The organism is Amycolatopsis sp. NPDC004625 (assembly GCF_040609695.1).
Classification (GTDB): Bacteria; Actinomycetota; Actinomycetes; order Mycobacteriales; family Pseudonocardiaceae; genus Amycolatopsis.
Genome location: NZ_JBEXKX010000082.1, coordinates 1 through 16,766, shown reverse-complemented (window position 1 = coordinate 16,766; position 16,766 = coordinate 1). Strand labels below are relative to the sequence as shown.

The 16,766-nt window shown below is 71.2% G+C and carries 17 protein-coding genes; 14 read left to right on the top strand and 3 right to left on the bottom strand.

Annotated elements, in window-relative coordinates; genetic code table 11:
* The first annotated feature begins 51 nt into the window (after positions 1–51).
* The 3 genes from ABZW17_RS44295 to ABZW17_RS44285 are packed head-to-tail and all read left to right on the top strand — an operon-like array spanning position 52 to position 3,052.
* Positions 52–1,551 (top strand): leucyl aminopeptidase, encoded by a 1,500-nt coding sequence (locus ABZW17_RS44295; protein WP_354828247.1) that lies wholly within the window; start codon positions 52–54, stop codon positions 1,549–1,551.
* Complete coding sequence (locus tag ABZW17_RS44290; protein ID WP_354828244.1) at positions 1,552–2,589, top strand: SMI1/KNR4 family protein; 1,038 nt, start codon at positions 1,552–1,554, stop codon at positions 2,587–2,589.
* Between the two features lie 10 nt (positions 2,590–2,599).
* Positions 2,600–3,052, top strand: a complete 453-nt coding sequence (locus ABZW17_RS44285) for a GNAT family N-acetyltransferase (RefSeq protein WP_354828241.1) — start codon at positions 2,600–2,602, stop codon at positions 3,050–3,052.
* On the opposite strand, the gene ABZW17_RS44280 is transcribed toward ABZW17_RS44285, so the two are convergent.
* Positions 3,049–3,393: an oxidoreductase gene (locus ABZW17_RS44280; protein ID WP_354828238.1), complete on the bottom strand. Its 345-nt coding sequence runs from the start codon at positions 3,391–3,393 to the stop codon at positions 3,049–3,051. The two genes, ABZW17_RS44285 and ABZW17_RS44280, sit on opposite strands and share 4 nt — an antisense overlap.
* A gap of 183 nt (positions 3,394–3,576) precedes the next feature.
* Between ABZW17_RS44280 and lpdA the strand changes: the two genes are divergently transcribed.
* The 5 genes from lpdA (at position 3,577) to lipB (ending at position 9,107) form a co-directional block, all read left to right on the top strand.
* Entirely contained in the window at positions 3,577–4,950 is a 1,374-nt protein-coding gene (lpdA, locus tag ABZW17_RS44275) for a dihydrolipoyl dehydrogenase (protein ID WP_086853916.1), read from the top strand.
* A gap of 55 nt (positions 4,951–5,005) precedes the next feature.
* Positions 5,006–6,778, top strand: coding sequence for a 2-oxoglutarate dehydrogenase, E2 component, dihydrolipoamide succinyltransferase (gene sucB / locus ABZW17_RS44270; protein ID WP_354828235.1), 1,773 nt, complete (start codon positions 5,006–5,008; stop codon positions 6,776–6,778).
* Between the two features lie 99 nt (positions 6,779–6,877).
* Positions 6,878–7,750 (top strand): TIGR01777 family oxidoreductase, encoded by an 873-nt coding sequence (locus ABZW17_RS44265; RefSeq protein WP_354828232.1) that lies wholly within the window; start codon positions 6,878–6,880, stop codon positions 7,748–7,750.
* Positions 7,747–8,370 (top strand): phosphatase PAP2 family protein, encoded by a 624-nt coding sequence (locus ABZW17_RS44260; protein WP_354828229.1) that lies wholly within the window; start codon positions 7,747–7,749, stop codon positions 8,368–8,370. Before ABZW17_RS44265 ends, ABZW17_RS44260 begins: the two co-directional genes overlap by 4 nt.
* A complete protein-coding gene (lipB, locus tag ABZW17_RS44255; RefSeq protein ID WP_354828227.1) occupies positions 8,367–9,107 on the top strand; it encodes a lipoyl(octanoyl) transferase LipB in 741 nt (246 codons plus the stop codon). The genes ABZW17_RS44260 and lipB overlap by 4 nt, the downstream gene beginning before the upstream one ends.
* A gap of 94 nt (positions 9,108–9,201) precedes the next feature.
* Here the strand turns inward: lipB and ABZW17_RS44250 are convergent, their stop codons facing one another.
* Both ABZW17_RS44250 and ABZW17_RS44245 read right to left on the bottom strand, forming a co-directional pair.
* On the bottom strand, positions 9,202–10,137 hold the full coding sequence (locus ABZW17_RS44250) for an LLM class F420-dependent oxidoreductase (RefSeq protein WP_354828225.1): 936 nt from the start codon (positions 10,135–10,137) through the stop codon (positions 9,202–9,204).
* A 4-nt stretch (positions 10,138–10,141) separates the two neighbouring features.
* Positions 10,142–10,753, bottom strand: a complete 612-nt coding sequence (locus ABZW17_RS44245; RefSeq protein ID WP_003095816.1) for a TetR/AcrR family transcriptional regulator — start codon at positions 10,751–10,753, stop codon at positions 10,142–10,144.
* A gap of 130 nt (positions 10,754–10,883) precedes the next feature.
* Between ABZW17_RS44245 and ABZW17_RS44240 the strand changes: the two genes are divergently transcribed.
* From ABZW17_RS44240 to ABZW17_RS44215, 6 genes are all read left to right on the top strand, one after another.
* Positions 10,884–11,405, top strand: a complete 522-nt coding sequence (locus tag ABZW17_RS44240) for a hypothetical protein (RefSeq protein WP_354828223.1) — start codon at positions 10,884–10,886, stop codon at positions 11,403–11,405.
* An 18-nt stretch (positions 11,406–11,423) separates the two neighbouring features.
* Positions 11,424–12,362 carry an oxidoreductase gene (locus ABZW17_RS44235; protein WP_354828220.1) on the top strand — a complete coding sequence of 313 codons (939 nt, stop codon included), beginning with the start codon at positions 11,424–11,426 and terminating at the stop codon, positions 12,360–12,362.
* 25 nt (positions 12,363–12,387) lie between these two features.
* Positions 12,388–13,389 carry a lipoyl synthase gene (gene lipA, locus ABZW17_RS44230; RefSeq protein ID WP_354828217.1) on the top strand — a complete coding sequence of 334 codons (1,002 nt, stop codon included), beginning with the start codon at positions 12,388–12,390 and terminating at the stop codon, positions 13,387–13,389.
* 44 nt (positions 13,390–13,433) lie between these two features.
* Positions 13,434–14,081, top strand: a complete 648-nt coding sequence (locus ABZW17_RS44225) for a DedA family protein (protein WP_354828215.1) — start codon at positions 13,434–13,436, stop codon at positions 14,079–14,081.
* Between the two features lie 17 nt (positions 14,082–14,098).
* Positions 14,099–14,968, top strand: coding sequence for a patatin-like phospholipase family protein (locus ABZW17_RS44220; RefSeq protein WP_354828212.1), 870 nt, complete (start codon positions 14,099–14,101; stop codon positions 14,966–14,968).
* 103 nt (positions 14,969–15,071) lie between these two features.
* Positions 15,072–16,283: an Ig-like domain-containing protein gene (locus ABZW17_RS44215; RefSeq protein WP_354828210.1), complete on the top strand. Its 1,212-nt coding sequence runs from the start codon at positions 15,072–15,074 to the stop codon at positions 16,281–16,283.
* Positions 16,284–16,766: the final 483 nt, after the last annotated feature.

Genomic DNA, 16,766 nt, shown 5'->3' with positions numbered 1-16,766 from the left:
CCCGGCCGGGCGGGTGCCCGGTGCCACACGAGAACGCGCGAGGAGCCAGAAGTGACCGTGCCCAAGCTCGCCCTGTCCGACAACACCGGGGAGGCACTGGCCAAGACGCGCGCCGACGTGGTCGTCGTCGGCACCGTGGCCGGCGAGGACGGTCCCGTGCTCGCGCCCGGCGCCGCCGCCGTGGACGCCGCCTTCGACGGCCGGCTCGCCGGCCTGCTCGCCACCCTCGGCGCGAGCGGCAAGGCCGAAGAGGTCGTCAAGGTCCCGACGCTGGGCAAGCTCCCGGCCGGCGTGGTGCTCGCCGTCGGCCTGGGCAAGGCGGGCGACACGATCACCCCCGAGCAGGTCCGCCGCGCCGCGGGCGCCGCCGGCCGCGCGCTGGCCGGCACCGACCGCGCCCTCGTCACGCTCTCGGAGCTCGACCTGCAGGCCGCCGTCGAGGGCACGATCCTCGGCTCCTACGTCTTCACCGACTACCGCTCCGAGAAGGGCGACGCCCCGCTGGCGAAGGCCGACTTCGCGAGCCCGGCCGAGGGCACCGCCCGCGAGCACAAGGCGACGCTGAAGGCGGCCGGCTCGATCGCCGAGGCCGTCATCACCGCCCGCGACCTGATCAACACCCCGCCGAACGACCTCTACCCGGCCTCCTTCGCCGAGCGCGCGAAGAAGCTGGCCGAGGACAACGGCCTCGAGTTCGAGGTGCTCGACGAGAAGGCGTTGAAGCGCAAGGGCTTCGGCGGCATCCTCGGCGTCGGCGGCGGCTCCTCGCGCCAGCCGCGCCTGGTGCGCATCGGCTACAAGCCGGCCAAGGCCGCGAAGAAGGTCGCGCTGGTCGGCAAGGGCATCACGTTCGACTCGGGCGGCATCTCGCTCAAGCCCGCCGCGAACATGGACCACATGACCTCGGACATGTCCGGCGCGGCCGGCGTGCTCGCGGCCGTGGTGCTGGCGGCGAAGCTGAAGTACCCCCTGGAGGTCGTCGCGCACATCCCGCTGGCGGAGAACCTGCCGTCGGGGACGTCGTACCGCCCGGGTGACGTGCTGACGATGTACGGCGGCAAGACCGTCGAGGTCCTCAACACCGACGCCGAGGGCCGGCTCGTGCTGGTGGACGCGATGGTCCGCGCGGCCGAGGAGAACCCGGACTACCTGATCGAGACCTCGACGCTGACCGGCGCCCAGCTCGTCGCGCTCGGCAACCGCACCGCGGGCGTGATGGGCTCGGACGACTTCCGCGACCGCGTCGCCGCGATCATGCAGGCCACCGGCGAAAACGGCTGGGCCATGCCGCTGCCGGAGGAGCTGCGCGCCGACCTCGACTCGCGGCTGGCCGACCTGGCCAACGTGACCGGCCACCGCTGGGGCGGCATGCTGGCCGCCGGGATCTTCCTGCGCGAGTTCGTCGCCGACGGCCTCGACTGGGTCCACATCGACATCGCGGGCCCGTCGTTCAACACGAGCGCCCCGTGGGGCTACACCGGCAAGGGCGGCACCGGCGTCCCGGTCCGGTCGATCGCCGCGGTGCTGGCGGACATCGCCGCCAACGGCTGAGTGGACTCCGGCGAGTACCTCGAAGCGGCGGTCAGGGACGTCCTGACCGCCGCTTCGTCCACTGTGGACGAAGAGGTCGGCTACGCGGCGTTGCTGCTCGCCGTCACCGGTGCCTTCGACGAGGCCGACCGGCTGGTGCGGCAGTGGCAGGCCCGGACGGAACGGCCGGCCGACGCACTGGCCGCGGACCCGGTGCGGGCGCGTGCGTGGGCGATGCTGTTCGAGGCGCGGGGTGCGCGTCCGGACTGGGCGGCGGCCTTGCCACCGCTCGACCTCGACGCCGAGGAACGCGCGCACACGGCCGCGTTGCGTCGTCCGGTCTCCGATCTCGACGGCGTGCTCCCGCCGGGGCCGGTCGCCGAGGTGGTGAAGCACGTGGCGCCGGCGCGTCCGGACCGGGTCCGCACGGCCCTGCTCGACGGCGACCTCACGAGGTGGGCCCCCCTCGCCGGGCCGCGCCCGGACGTTGCCACGCTGGCCGCGACGCGGGCCCTGGCCCCGGCGCTGGTCGCCGGCGCGGACCCGCTCGGCCTGCGCGAGTGGGCCCCGAGCTGCGCGGGTGCGCTGGTCGCGGCGCTGCACGAGCGGTACCCGTCCGACCTGGGCACCTGGGCGGAGCTGATCGGGGAGATCATGCGGCTGCGCGGCGAAGGTACGGACCCAGGGCTGCGGGGAGCGGCGGGTGTTCCACTTGGCGAAACCGCCGCGGCCGGCCCCCTCCGGACCGCTCTCCCTCCCCCGGCGTCCGAAGCTGCGATCCGCTCGGCCGAGCTGCGGCTGGGCGTGGCCCTGCCCGCGGACGTTCACGAATTCCTCCGCACCTGCGACGGCCTGCCCGCCGACGTGGTCTTCCCGCGCCTCCTCGGCACGGCGGACCTGCGTGCGCAGGACGGCGTCGTGGTGCTGTCCGACCCGCCGGTGCTGCTGCTGTCGGGCGGGCACGTGGTGGAGGTCGACCCGGTCCTGGGCACGACGGTCCACGCGTCCTTCCGGGCGGCGCTGGTCAAGCACGCCACGCTGCTGGCCCAGGCGGGCTAGGTTGGACCGGGTGACCACCCTCACGGCGGAGCAGATCACCCCGGACAACGTCGCCGCCGCGTGCCAGCTGGCCGTCGAGCCGCACCAGAAGGACTTCGTCGCGCCGGTCGCGGTCTCCCTCGCCGAGGCGTACACGCAGCCGGAGATCGCCTGGCCGCGCCTGATTCTGGACGACGGCGAACCGGTGGCCTTCGTGATGGGCGCCTTCGACCCGCACGCGGAGCTGGACTTCTTCCGCTGCGGGATCTGGCGGCTGAACGTCGGCGCGGGCGTGCAGGGCCGCGGCTACGGCCGGTTCGCGGTGGAGACCGTCCTGGAGGAAGCCCGGAAACGGGGCCAGTCCGCCACGACGGTGCTGTGGATCCCGGCCGAGGGCGGCCCGGAGGAGTTCTACCTCAAGCTGGGGTTCCGGCCGACCGGCCAGACGTTCAACGGCGAGGTCGTCGGCCGGATCGAGCTCTAGACCTGGCCGCGCTTCTTGCGCTCGGTGTACTCGCGCATCCGCTTCGGGTACCCGACCCGCGCGACCTCGTACACCGGGATGGACCGCCGGTGCCCGAACTGCTGCGCCGCCTCCAGGCTGCCGATGCGCCGCCGCGTCCACTCCCCGTCGTGGGCGATCAACACCACAGTGGTCTCCGTGACGTTGGTCTTCGGTTCCACGAACGCCTCGACACCCGTTCGGGTGGCCGCCCACTCGTCGAGGTGGCGGGTGTCCTGGTTACTGGCTTTCCGCAGCGTACCGGCCCGCTGACCACCCTTGGCCCGCCTGCGCAGCGAGTCGAAGAGCCCCACCTCGATCACCTCTCCTCCCGAGACCTACCCCACTCATTATCCCGGACTCCGCGTGTGGTCGGCGTCGCACACCCGGCTAGCTCGCAGCCCCGTCCGGCGTAGTGACAAGATGGCGGTGTCGCGCGCGCGGTTATACCGGGCGCGGGCGCGACGACAGAGCATCACCCCACTGCTTGCCGAGGAGTTAATGAAGTGACCGACACCTCCGCCGACCTCGTGATCCTGGGAGGCGGATCGGGCGGCTACGCCGCGGCGTTCCGCGCGGCCGAGCTGGGCCTTTCCGTCACGCTGATCGAGAAGGACAAGCTGGGCGGGACGTGCCTCCACCGGGGCTGCATCCCGACCAAGGCCCTGCTGCACGCCGCCGAGGTCGCCGACGAGACCCGGGAAGCCGAAGCGGTCGGCGTCAAGGCCGCCTTCGAGGGCATCGACATCGCCGGGGTCAACAAGTACAAGGACGGGATCGTCGCCCGCCTGTACAAGGGCCTGCAGGGCCTGGCCAAGGCGCACAAGGTGAACCTCGTCGAGGGCAGCGGCACGTTCGTCGGCGGCACCACCGTCGAGGTGGACGGCACCCGCCACACCGGCAAGAACGTCATCCTCGCCACCGGTTCGTACTCGCGCACGCTGCCCGGCCTGGAGCTCGGCGGGCGCATCATCGCCAGCGAGCAGGCCCTCGCCCTCGACTACGTCCCCAAGAAGGTCGTGGTGCTCGGCGGCGGCGTCATCGGCGTCGAGTTCGCCAGCGTCTGGGCCTCCTTCGGCGTCGACGTCACCATCGTCGAAGCCCTCCCGCGGCTGGTCCCGAACGAGGACGAGTTCGCGTCCAAGCAGCTCGAGCGCGCCTTCCGCCGCCGCAAGATCGCCTTCAAGACCGGGGTGAAGTTCACCGGCGCGAAGCAGGACGACAACGGCGTGAGCGTCTCGCTGGAGTCCGGCGAGACCATCGAGGCCGACCTGCTGCTGGTCGCCGTCGGCCGCGGGCCGAACTCGGCCGGCCACGGTTACGAGGAGGCCGGCGTCAAGATCGAGCGCGGCTTCGTCCTCACCGACGAGCGGCTGCGCACCAACCTGCCGAACGTCTACGCCGTCGGCGACATCGTCCCCGGCCTGCAGCTCGCGCACCGCGGCTTCCAGCAGGGCATCTTCGTCGCCGAGGAGATCGCCGGGCAGAACCCGCGCGTGATCGACGAGAGCGGCATCCCGCGGGTCACCTACTCGCACCCCGAGGTCGCGTCGGTCGGGCTGACCGAGTCGCAGGCGAAGGACAAGTACGGCTCGGACGTCACGACGTTCACCTACGACCTCGGCGGCAACGGCAAGAGCCAGATCCTCAAGACCTCCGGCGGCGTCAAGCTGGTCAAGGCGCCGGACGGCCCGGTCGTGGGCGTCCACATGGTCGGCGACCGCGTAGGCGAGCTGATCGGCGAAGCGCAGCTGATCTACAGCTGGGAGGCCTTCCCCGAGGACGTCGCACCCCTCATCCACGCCCACCCGACCCAGACCGAGGCCCTCGGTGAAGCGTTCCTCGCCCTCGCGGGGAAGCCGCTGCACGTGCACAGCTGACGTCCCACCAGCAGAATCCAGACCACGCAGAACTTGGAAGAGGAGTCAGCGAACGATGGCCTACTCCGTCACATTGCCGGAGCTCGGGGAGAGCGTCACCGAAGGCACCGTCACCCGGTGGCTTAAGCAGGAGGGCGACACCGTCGAGGTCGACGAGCCGTTGCTCGAGATCTCGACCGACAAGGTCGACACCGAGGTGCCCTCCCCGGTGGCGGGCACGGTCGTGAAGATCAGCGCCCAGGAGGACGAGACCGTCGAGGTCGGCGGCGAGCTCGCCGTCATCGACGACGGGTCCGGCGGCGTCCCCGAGTCCTCCGCCCCCGCGCAGGAGGAGCCCGCGGCCTCCGAGCCGGAGCCGCAGCAGGAAGAGCCGCAGGCCCAGGCCGAAGAGAGCGCGCCGAGCAAGCCGGACACCGCGCCGGCCGCCGGTGGCGAAGGCACCGAGGTGAAGCTGCCCGAGCTGGGCGAGAGCGTCACCGAGGGCACCGTCACGCGCTGGCTGAAGGCGGTCGGCGACTCGGTCGAGGTCGACGAGCCGCTGCTCGAGATCTCCACCGACAAGGTCGACACCGAGGTACCGTCGCCGGTCGCCGGCACGGTGCTGGAGATCCGCGCGGGCGAGGACGAGACCGTCGAGGTCGGCGGCGTCCTGGCCGTCATCGGGGACGCGAACGCGGCGCCGAAGGCCGAGGCGAAGCCGGAGCCCAAGCCCGAGCCGAAGCCGGAACCCAAGCCGGAGCCGAAGCCCGAGCCGGTCCAGGAGTCGAAGCCCGAGCCCAAGCCGGAACCGAAGCCGCAGGCCGCCCCGGCCTCGGCCGCCACGCAGTCGGCCCCGGCCGCCGCGGCGAAGGACGGCTCGGCGGACGGCCCGTACGTCACCCCGCTGGTCCGCAAGCTCGCGTCGGAGCACGGCATCGACCTCGCGTCGCTGACCGGCAGCGGCGTCGGCGGCCGGATCCGCAAGCAGGACGTCCTGGCCGCGGCCGAGGAGAAGCAGAAGGCCGCCGCCGCACCGGCGCCGGCGGCGGCCGCCCCGGCTGCCGCTGCCGCCCCGTCGGCGCCGGCCGCGCGTCCCGCGGCCGCGGTGTCGCCGGAGCTCGCCGCGCTGCGCGGGACCGTGCAGAAGGCCAGCCGGATCCGCCAGATCACGGCCACCAAGACCCGCGAGTCGCTGCAGATCGCCGCGCAGCTCACGCAGGTCCAGGAGGTCGACGTCACGAAGATCGCCAAGCTGCGCCAGCGCGCGAAGGCGGGCTTCAAGGAGCGCGAGGGCGTCAACCTGACGTTCCTGCCGTTCTTCGCGAAGGCCACGGTCGAGGCGCTCAAACAGCACCCGAACGTCAACGCGTCCTACAACGAGGACACGAAGGAGATCACCTACCACGGCGCCGTGCACCTGGGCATCGCGGTGGACACCGAGCGCGGCCTGCTCTCGGTCGTGATCCACGACGCGGGCGAGCTGAGCCTGGCCGGTCTCGCGCACCGGATCGCCGACCTGGCGGGCCGGGCGCGCGCGGGTCAGATCAAGCCGGACGAGCTGTCGGGTGGCACGTTCTCGATCACGAATATCGGCAGCGTCGGCGCGCTGTTCGACACGCCGATCATCGTGCAGCCGCAGTCGGGCATCCTCGGCACCGGCGCGGTCGTCAAGCGCCCGGTGGTGATCGCGGACGCCGACGGCAACGACACGATCGCCGTCCGGTCGATGGCGTACCTCCCGCTGACCTACGACCACCGCCTGGTGGACGGGGCCGACGCGGGCCGCTTCCTGACGACGATCAAGCAGCGCCTGGAAGAGGGCAACTTCGAGAGCGAACTCGGGCTCTGAGTCACCCCCGACGAAGGCCGCCACGGGAGTTCCCGTGGCGGCCTTCGCCGCATCCGGGCCGGACGTGCGGACACGCAGCGGATGCGCAACGATCGAAGCATGCGAGTACTCATCGCCGGAGCGAGCGGCTTGATCGGGTCGGCGCTGGGCGAACGCTTGGCGCGCGAAGGCCACGAAGTCCGTCGGCTGGTGCGGCGTGAAACGCGCGGCGGCGGCGAATTCCGCTGGGATCCGCCGTCGGGCACCATCGCCGGCGGCGCGTTCGAGGGGGTGGACGCCGTCGTGAACCTCGGCGGCAAGCCGCTGTTCCCCGGCCGGTGGAGCGCGATGCGCAAGCAGGAGCTCACCGACAGCCGGGTCGAGCCGACCGAGGTGCTCGCCGAGGCCGTCGCCGAACACGGCGTCGGCGTGCTCGTCAACGCGTCCGCCGTCGGCTACTACGGCCACACCCACGAGTCCACTGTGGACGAATCAGCGCCCCGCGGCCGCGGTTTTCTCGCCGAGCTCTGCGAAGCGTGGGAAGCGGCGACGGCGGCCGCCTCGGACGCGCGGGTCGTGCACCTCCGGACCGGCCTGGTGCTGTCCGCGAAGGGCGGCCTGTACGGGACGCTGCGCCCGCTGTTCGCCCTGTGCCTGGGCGGGCGGCTCGGCGACGGCCGCCAGTACATGCCGTGGATCTCCCTCGAAGACGAGGTCGGCGCGATCGTCCACGTCCTGACGCACGACGTCACGGGCGCGGTGAACGCGACCGGGCCCGAGCCGGTGACCAACGCCGAGTTCACCCGGGCCGTCGGCCGCGCGCTGCACCGGCCGGCGCCGTGGTGGGTGCCCGGGATCGCGCTCAAGGCCGTGCTCGGCCAGGCCGGGGAGGAGATGGCGCTGTTCGGGCAGCGGGCGGTTCCCGTCGTGCTGGAGCGGTCCGGATACGAGTTCCGGCACCGGACCCTGGACAGCGCGCTCGCCGCGGCATGAGCGTCCGGCTGAAGCGCTGGCTGGTCGTGGGCGTGGTGCTCTCGGCCGCGTTCGTGCTGCTCGGCCTGAGCGTGGCGCGGCGGCCGCTGGCGCTCGACATCGCGGTCTCGGACGCCCTTCGCGGCGTCTACGCCGAGCCGCTCGGGCGGGTCGCGCAGGCCGGCAGCGACGTCCTCGGCCCGGTCCTCCCCTTCGTCCTCGGCGTGGCGCTGCTGGCTCTGGCGCTGCGGCGGCGCGAGCACTTCGGCCTGTGCGTGCGGCTGGCCGTGGTGCTGGTGCTGTGCCGGCTGACCAGCCTGGTGTTCAAGCCGATCTTCCTGCGGGAACGGCCGCGCGACTACCCGGACCTGAGCTACCCGAGCGGGCACGTGGTGTCGGTGGCGAGCACCGGCCTGGTCCTGCTCCTGCTGTGCGCGTGGCTGTGGCCGCGGCTGGTCCGGCGGGTCGCGGTGGCCGTCGGGGTGGCGGTGGTCCTGTCGGCCGCCTGCCGGGTGGTGCTCGGCGTGCACTGGGTCACCGACACGATCGGCGCAGTGCTCGCGGTGACCGGTGTCGGGCTGCTCTCAGCGTGCGCCTTGCGGCTGCTTCCCCCGGGTGACGGGCGTAGCCTCGACGGGTGAGTTCTTCCCGCACCTGCCGCGCCGGCACCGAGCCCGTCGACGTCCGCGAACTCGGCACGATCGACTACACCGAAGCCTGGGAGCTCCAGCGGAGCTCGTTGACCGCCCGCGCGGACGGCACCGCCCCGGACACGATGCTCCTGCTGCAGCACCCGTCGGTGTACACGGCGGGCAAGCGCACGGAGGAGGCCGACCGCCCCACGGACGGCACCCCGGTGATCGACGTCGACCGCGGCGGCAAGATCACCTGGCACGGCCCGGGCCAGCTGGTCGGCTACCCGATCATCAAGCTCGCCGACCCGATCGACGTCGTCCACTACGTGCGACGCCTGGAGGAGGCGCTGATCCACGTGTGCGACCAGCTCGGCGTGGCCAGCGGCCGCGTCGAAGGCCGCAGCGGCGTGTGGATCCCGGCGGACGACCGCGGGATCGAGCGCAAGATCGCGGCCATCGGCATCCGCGTCCAGCGAGGCGTGACGATGCACGGCTTCGAGCTGAACTGCAACGCGGACCTGGCGGCGTTCGACGCGATCGTCCCGTGCGGCATCCGCGACGCGGGCGTGACGTCCCTGTCCTACGAGCTGCAGCGGGACGTCACGGTCGAGGCGGTCCTCCCCCTGGCCCGCGATGCGGTCCTGGCGGCGCTCGAAGGCGAGCTCCCGGTGAGCGAGGACCGCTGGCTCCCGCGCCCGGCCGCCCCCGAGGCCCCCGGCGTCACGTTCGCCCTGCAGAACTGAAGCGGCCGGCCTCCTGTGGACAACAGGAGGCCGGCCCGGCTTTCAGCACCCGGAACTGTCGGTCCGTCGCGCCAGCGTGGAAAACGGGGGCTGCTCAGTCCAGCTGCGGCGCCACCTCGGCGGCGATCAACTCGATCTGGTCCAGGTCCGCAAGGTCCAGCAGCTGCAGGTAGACCCGCGTGATCCCGGTCTGCTCCCGCCACCGCCCGATCCGGTCGACGACCTCCGCCGGCGTCCCCGCCAGGCCGTTGGCCCGCAGCTCGTCGACGTCCCGCCCGATCACCGACGCCCGCCGTGCGACCTCCTCGTCGGAGCGGCCCACGCCGATGACCAGGGCCACCGAGCGCAGGATCTCCTTCGGGTCGCGGCCGATCTCCGTCGCCGCCGCCTCGACGCGGGCGAACTGGGCCGCCGCCGTCTCGGCGTCCACGAACGGCAGGTTGAACTCGTCGGCGAACCGTGCGGCCAGCGCCGGCGTGCGCTTCTTGCCGCCGCCGCCGATGATCACCGGCGGGGCCGGGGACTGCGCCGGCTTCGGCAGGCCCGGCGCCTCCGAGAGCTGGTAGTACCGGCCGTCGAACGAATACGTCGAGCCCACCGGCGTCTTCCACAGCCCGGTGATGATCTCGAGCTGCTCGGCGTAGCGGTCGAAGCGCTCCTTCAGCGGCGGCAGCGTCAGGCCGTACGCCTCGTGCTCGGCGTCGTACCAGCCGGAGCCGAGACCGAATTCGACGCGGCCGCCCGACATCTGGTCGACCTGCGCCACGGAGATGGCCAGCGGCCCCGGGTGCCGGAACGTCGCCGCGGTGACGAGCGTGCCGAGCCGGATCCGGCTGGTCTCCCTGGCCAGGCCGGCGAGGGTGATCCACGCGTCGGTCGGGCCGGGCAGGCCGTCGGCCGAGCCCATCTTCAGGTAGTGGTCGCTGCGGAAGAAGGCGTCGTACCCGGCGGCTTCGGTCGCCTTGGCGACGCGCAGCAGGTCGTCGTAGCTGGCCCCCTGCTGGGGCTCGGTGAAGATCCTCAAGTCCACGACGTCAGCCTATAGAGACGTCGGGCTCCGTGCGCCTCAGCCGGACCAGCATGCGGACGATCACGTCCTCGATCTCGGCGCCGACCTTCTTCGGGTCGGGCGAACTGGCGATTTCGGTGGCCGCGCTGGACAGCGCGCCGAACAGCAGCCGCGCGGTGACCTCGACCGGCACCGGCTCGACCTCACCCGCGTCGATCAGCGACTGCAGGCCGGAGCGCACCAGCCCGAAGCTGCACCGCTCCTCCGCCTCGCGCCAGCGTTCCCAACCCATCACGACCGGCGCCTCGTGGATGGCGATCCGCTGGTAGGCGGGGTCGAGGCAGGCGCGGATGAACGCGTTGAGCCCGCCGAGCGCGCGCTCCCACGGCGTGCCCTCGCCGGTCATGATCTTGTCGAGCCGGTCGTAGACGAGGCTCTCGACCTGGTCGAACGCGGCTTCGAAGAGGGCCTGCTTGCCGCTGAAGTGGTGGTACAGCGCACCCTTGGTCACCCGGGCGCGTTTGGCGATCTCGTCGAGCGAGGTACCCGCGTAACCGCGTTTGGTGAACAGTTCGACCGCGCTGTCGACCAGCGCGGACCGCGTCGACTCGGAGTAGTCGAGTCGTCTGGACCTCATTGTCGCCACCTTCACAACTTTACGCCCGGAGCACCTCTCCATACTCATGGTATGTTCGGCGCGTCAGGTCCGTACCGGGAGTATGCCGCAGACCCGCGGTATGACCCGGGCCACGGAAGGGGAGCCCCACATGAGCTGGACCGACTTCTACCGACGTCAGGAAATCCTCGAAGCCGCCGTCCGCCTGGCCGCCCGGAACCCGGGTGAGCCGCTGGCGCTCGAAGAGGTGCCCGGCGCCGACGAGCACTTCGGCACCGAGGAGAACGTCCTCACCGCACTGCAGTACCAGTGGACACGGACGCTGAGCGGCCGCCTGCGCGCCGAGGTCATCGACCCGGACGACGCCGACGGCCTCGGCGACCACGTCGACGCCGTCACCCGTGCCTGGCGCGCCGCCGTCGAGCAGCACGCCGACCTGCGCACGGTCCTCGACGGCGCCTACGGGCGGCACGCGTCGCTGCGCCGGATGCACGAGGGCGAGCTGCGCATGCTCGCCGTCACGGCCGGGCTGGCCGACCCGCGCGAGCCGGCCGACGAGATCGTCAAGGTGGGCCACGCGCTCGAGGCGCTGCTGCGCGCCGGCCGGGACGAAAGCACCCGCCGCCGTCCGGTGATCGGACACCTGCGGCGACTGCTCGCGCCCAGTGCGTAAACAGAGTTAAGTGAGCGCATGACACAGCGCTGGACCGAAGCCGACATCGCCGACCAGAGCGGCCGGACCGTCCTGGTCACCGGAGCGAATTCGGGGCTCGGCCTGCGCACATCACTGGTGCTCGCGGGCAAGGGGGCCCGCGTGCTCCTCGCCTGCCGCTCCGCCGAGCGCGGCGCGAAGGCACTCGACATCGTGAAAGCGGCCGCCACGGGCGCCGAACCCGAGCTCGTCCCACTGGACCTGAGCGAGCTCGCGTCGGTGCGCGCGGCCGCCGCGTCGGTGCGGGAACGCACCGGCGACCGCCTCGACGTGCTGGTCAACAACGCCGGCGTGATGGCGACCGCCCGCGGCCGCACCGCCGACGGCTTCGAGCTGCAGTTCGGCACCAACTACCTCGGCCACGCGGCGCTGACGTGGCTGCTCGCGCCCGCCCTGCGCGGCCGGGTCGTCACCCTGTCGAGCCTCGCCGCGGTCGGCGCCCGGATCGACCTCCAAGACCCCAACGCCGAGCACCGCCGCTACAACCCCGCCGCCGCGTACGGGCAGTCGAAGCTCGCCGACCAGGTGTTCGCGCTCGAACTGGACCGCCGCCTGCGCGCGGCCGGCTCCGGCGTGCTCAGCGTCGCCGCCCACCCGGGCTACACCGCGACCGGCCTCGGCAGCGGCATGGCCCGCTCGTACACCAACCCGGTCGTCCGTTCGGTCATCGCCGGCGGCCACAAGATCGGCGAGGTCCTGTTCGCGCAGAACGTCCGCCAGGGCGCGCTGCCGCAGCTGTACGCGGCCACGGCGGACGGCGTCGAGGGCGGCGACTACATCGCCCCGGGCCGCCTCGGCGGCGTGCGCGGAAACCCGGTCAAGGTGCGTCCGCTGGCCGCTGCGCGCAGCGAGTCGCTGGGGGTCGCGTTGTGGGACGTCACCGCGAAGCTGACCGGCGTCACCCCCGATCCCGCGTAGCCCGGACGGGCGTACGGTTGAAGTCGTGAGTGCTGCGCCTGAAGGCCGGAAGCTGCTGCGTCTGGAAGTCCGCAACAGTGAGACGCCGATCGAGAAGAAGCCGTCGTGGATCAAGACGCGGGTGCGGATGGGGCCGGAGTTCACGGAGCTCAAGGGTCTGGTGCGTCGTGAGGGTCTGCACACGGTGTGTGAAGAGGCTGGTTGTCCCAATATTTATGAGTGCTGGGAGGACCGGGAGGCCACTTTTCTGATCGGCGGGGATCAGTGCACGCGTCGGTGTGATTTCTGTCAGATCGACACCGGTAAGCCCGCTGAGCTGGACCGGACTGAGCCGCGGAAGGTCGCGGAGTCCGTGCAGGCGATGGGGTTGCGGTATTCGACGGTGACCGGTGTGGCGCGGGATGACCTTCCTGATGGTGGCGCCTGGCTCTATGCCGAGACCGTCCGGCAGATCCACGATTTGAACCCCGGCACCGGTGTGGAGTTGTTGATTCCGGACTTCAACGCGGATCCGGCGCAGTTGGCGGAGGTGTTCGGGTCGCGTCCGGAGGTTTTGGCGCACAATGTGGAGACGGTGCCGCGGATTTTCAAGCGGATCCGTCCGGGTTTCCGGTATGCGCGGTCGCTGGAGGTCATCACGGCGGCGCGTGAGGCTGGTTTGGTGACGAAGTCGAACCTGATCCTGGGTATGGGTGAGACGCCGGATGAGGTTGCTCCGGCGATGCAGGATCTGGTGGATGCGGGCTGCGAGATTTTGACGATCACGCAGTATCTGCGTCCGTCTCCGCGGCATCATCCGGTGGATCGGTGGGTGAAGCCGGAGGAGTTCGTGGAGCACTCGAAGGCTGCGGAGGCGATGGGCTTCGCGGGTGTGATGGCGGGTCCGTTGGTGCGGTCGTCGTACCGCGCGGGACGGCTCTACGCCCAGACCAAGGCCCACCGCGGCGAGGTCCTGCCCGAAAACCTGCAGCACCTCGCGGCCGAAGGTCCCGCAGCTCAGGAAGCAGCGTCGCTACTGGCCCGGTGACGCACGTCACCCCACCATCCTTAAAGGATCGGTAAAGTGGCGGTATGGCCCTGGTTTCGGACCTCCTCAGCTGGTTGCAAGGACTCCCGGAACCGGGGCTCGTCGCGGCGACCGGCGGCCTGGTCTTCGCCGAGTGCACGATCGGGCTGGGCTTCCTGGCCCCGGGCGAGTCCGGGCTGCTCATCGCCGCGACGACGGCGAACACCGTCCCCCGGTTCCTGGTGCTCTGGCTCGTCGTCACCCTCTGCGCGACGGCGGGCGACGCGCTCGGGTACGGCATCGGCCGCCGCTTCGGGCCGCGGCTGCGTGACACCAAACTGATCCGCAAGTACGGCCTCGAAGCGTGGGACAAAGCCACCGCGGTCCTCGAACGCCGGGGCGCGTGGGCGGTCTTCTTCGCCCGGTTCCTGCCGGTGATCCGGACGCTGACGCCGGCGGCGGCCGGGACGTCCGGCCTGCCGTTCCGCAAGTTCCTGCCGGCCGCCGCGGCGGGCGCGTTCTGCTGGTCGCTGGTCCACATCGGCATCGGCGCGGCGCTGGGCGAGGCCGCCAAGCGCATCGAGGGCGCGCTGAACACGGGCGGCTTGATCGTCGTCGGCGTGCTCGCCGCCGTCGCGGTGTTCTTCCTGCTGCGGCTGAAGAAGCGCAAGGCACTGGCCGCGACCGAGCCGGAGCCCGAACGCGTGCCCTGAGTACTACATTCGGCGGTATGAGTCTCGCGGATCTTCCCCGGCCGGTCGGCTTCGTCTTCGGCGGGGGCGGCAGCCTCGGCGCCATGCAGGTCGGCATGTTGCGCGCCCTGACCGAGGCCGGGCTCGCGCCGGACGTCGTGACCGGCACGTCGGTCGGTTCGCTCAACGCCGCCGTCCTGGCCCGCTCCGGCACCGACGCGCTCGCCCGGCTGCACGACATCTGGGCGCACATGACCCGCGCCGAAGCGTTCCCCGGCGGCGTGTTCAGCCGCGTCCGGGCGCTGACGCAGGGCAGGACGCACCTGTTCCCCAACACCGGCCTGGCCGCGATCATCGCCGACCACCTCGGCGAGTCGACGCGTTTCGAGGACCTGCCGCTGCCGCTCGGCGTCGTCACGACGCAGGTCGACACGGCCGAGCCGCTGCTGATCCGCTCCGGGCGGCTGCTCGAGCCGCTGCTGGCGAGCTGCGCGATCCCGGGCATCTTCCCGCCGGTGGAGCACGACGGTCAGCTGCTGTACGACGGCGGGCTCGTCGCGAACGTGCCGATGCGACAGGCCCTCGCGATGGGCGCGAAGTCGCTGGTGGTGCTCGACTGCGCGTTCCCGGGGAAGCTGCCCGGCGCCCCGCGGACGTTCGCCGAGGTGATGATGTTCACCGCGATGATCAGCATGCGGAACCAGGCGGTGCTGGAAGCGCCGGTCGCGGCCGCGCAGGTACCGGTGCTGTACCTGCCGGGCCCGGCGCCGGTACGTGTGAACCCGTTGGATTTCGGGCACACCGAAGCACTGGCGGAAGAGGCGTACACGGCGGCTCGCGAGTACCTCGGTGAAGTTTCGGTGAGCGGACCGGGGTTGTACGGCGCTCCGGGGCTCGTCGTCACGTGATCCGCGTCACGCCGATGCACCGATCCGCCGGCAAGAACGTCATCGCTATCGCGTAGTTTTGATGACGAATGCCCGCCGATCCCAATTCCCAAAAAGAGACAATATGCTCCCCAAGAAGATTTTACTTTCGGTGGCCGGAATCCTCGCCGGAGCACTGTTGCTTTCCGCCTGCTCGTCCGGTGACGACGGCGGCTCCCCCGGCGGTGGCGCGCCCGCGTCGGGCTCCGCCGCGCCGGCCGAGACGCCGGTCGCGGTGACGTTCGAGCCTGCGGGCGGCACGGCGGTGAACCCGTCGTCGCCGATCGTCGTCAAGGCGGCCAACGGGAAGCTCCTCGACGTCACGGTGACCAACGCGGCCAAGGGGAAGACGGTCGCCGGCAAGCTGGCGGACGACGGGTCGAGCTGGACGTCCACCGAGCCGCTGGGCTACGGCGCGACGTACAAGATCGTCGCGCACGCCCAGGGGTCCAACGGGAAGCCGGTCGAGCAGGACAACCAGATCACCACGCTGTCGCCGAAGAAGCAGGCGAACGCCAACCTGATCCCGGCGCCGTCCGCGGTGGCGAGTTCGGGCGTCGGCGTCGGCCAGCCGATCGTGTTCAGCTTCGGCAAGGTCGCCGTCAAGAACAAGGCGGCGGTGGAGAAGGCCCTGACGGTCGAGTCGACACCGAAGCAGGACGGCAGCTGGTACTGGATCGACGACTCGAACGTCCACTACCGGCCTAAGGAGTACTGGAAGGCCGGCACGACGCTCAAGGTGTCGGCGAAGATCTACGGCGTCGACTTCGGCGGCGGCGTGTTCGGCGCGGAAGACCGCACGGAGACGTACAAGGTGCACGATTCCTGGATCGCGAAGGCGGACGGGAACAGCGAGCAGATGCAGATCTTCCACAACGGCCAGATGGTCAAGTCGATGCCGATCTCGATGGGCAAGGACGCCACACCGACCCACCTGGGCGCGCACGTCATTTCGGACAAGCAGGCGAACTACACGATGGATTCGTGCACGTACGGCGTCTGCCCGCCGGACCCGAAGGCGTACCGCTCGAACGAGAAGTGGTCGGAGCGGATTTCCAACGACGGCGAGTTCGTCCACGAGAACCCGAACAGCGTCGGCCAGCAGGGCAGTTCGAACGTGTCGCACGGCTGCATCAACCTGAACGACGCGAACGCCCAGTGGTTCTTCCAGAACATGGGCCTGGGCGACGTCGTGGAGGTCACCAATTCGGGCGGCCCCCAGCTCCCGGTGTGGGACCTGTACGGCGACTGGTCCAAGTCCTGGGCCGACTGGCAGGCCGGCTCCGCCATCAAGTAACCCAGGTTTCCCCCAGGGGGTCAGGAGCTCCGCTCCTGACCCCCTTTCTCTACCCACCCGACCTCTCCAGGACACACGCCCCGCCCCTCCAGCCACGCGTGATGCCCCCTCAGTCACGCGTGATGCCCCTGCAATCACGAGTGATGCCCTTCCAATCACGCGAGTTCGGCCTCCCATCACATAAGTTGCAGGGGCCGAGCACGCGAGTTCCGGGCCCCGATCGGGGCGGCGGCGTGCGGCAGGGGGCATCGCGTGTGATCCAGGAGGCATCATGCGGAGGGGCATCATGCGTGACTGGAGGGGCATCACCACGGCCGGCTCCGGGCGTGGCCAGGGTGGCCTGGGGTGGAAACAGAAGAAGGGCCTGGGCCGGGAGACGTTAATCTCGACCGGGCCCAGGCCCTTCCTCAAAAAAAGTTCGGCGGTGTCCTACTCTCCCACAACCCTTCGGTTGCAGTACCATCGGCGCTGTCAGGCTTAGCT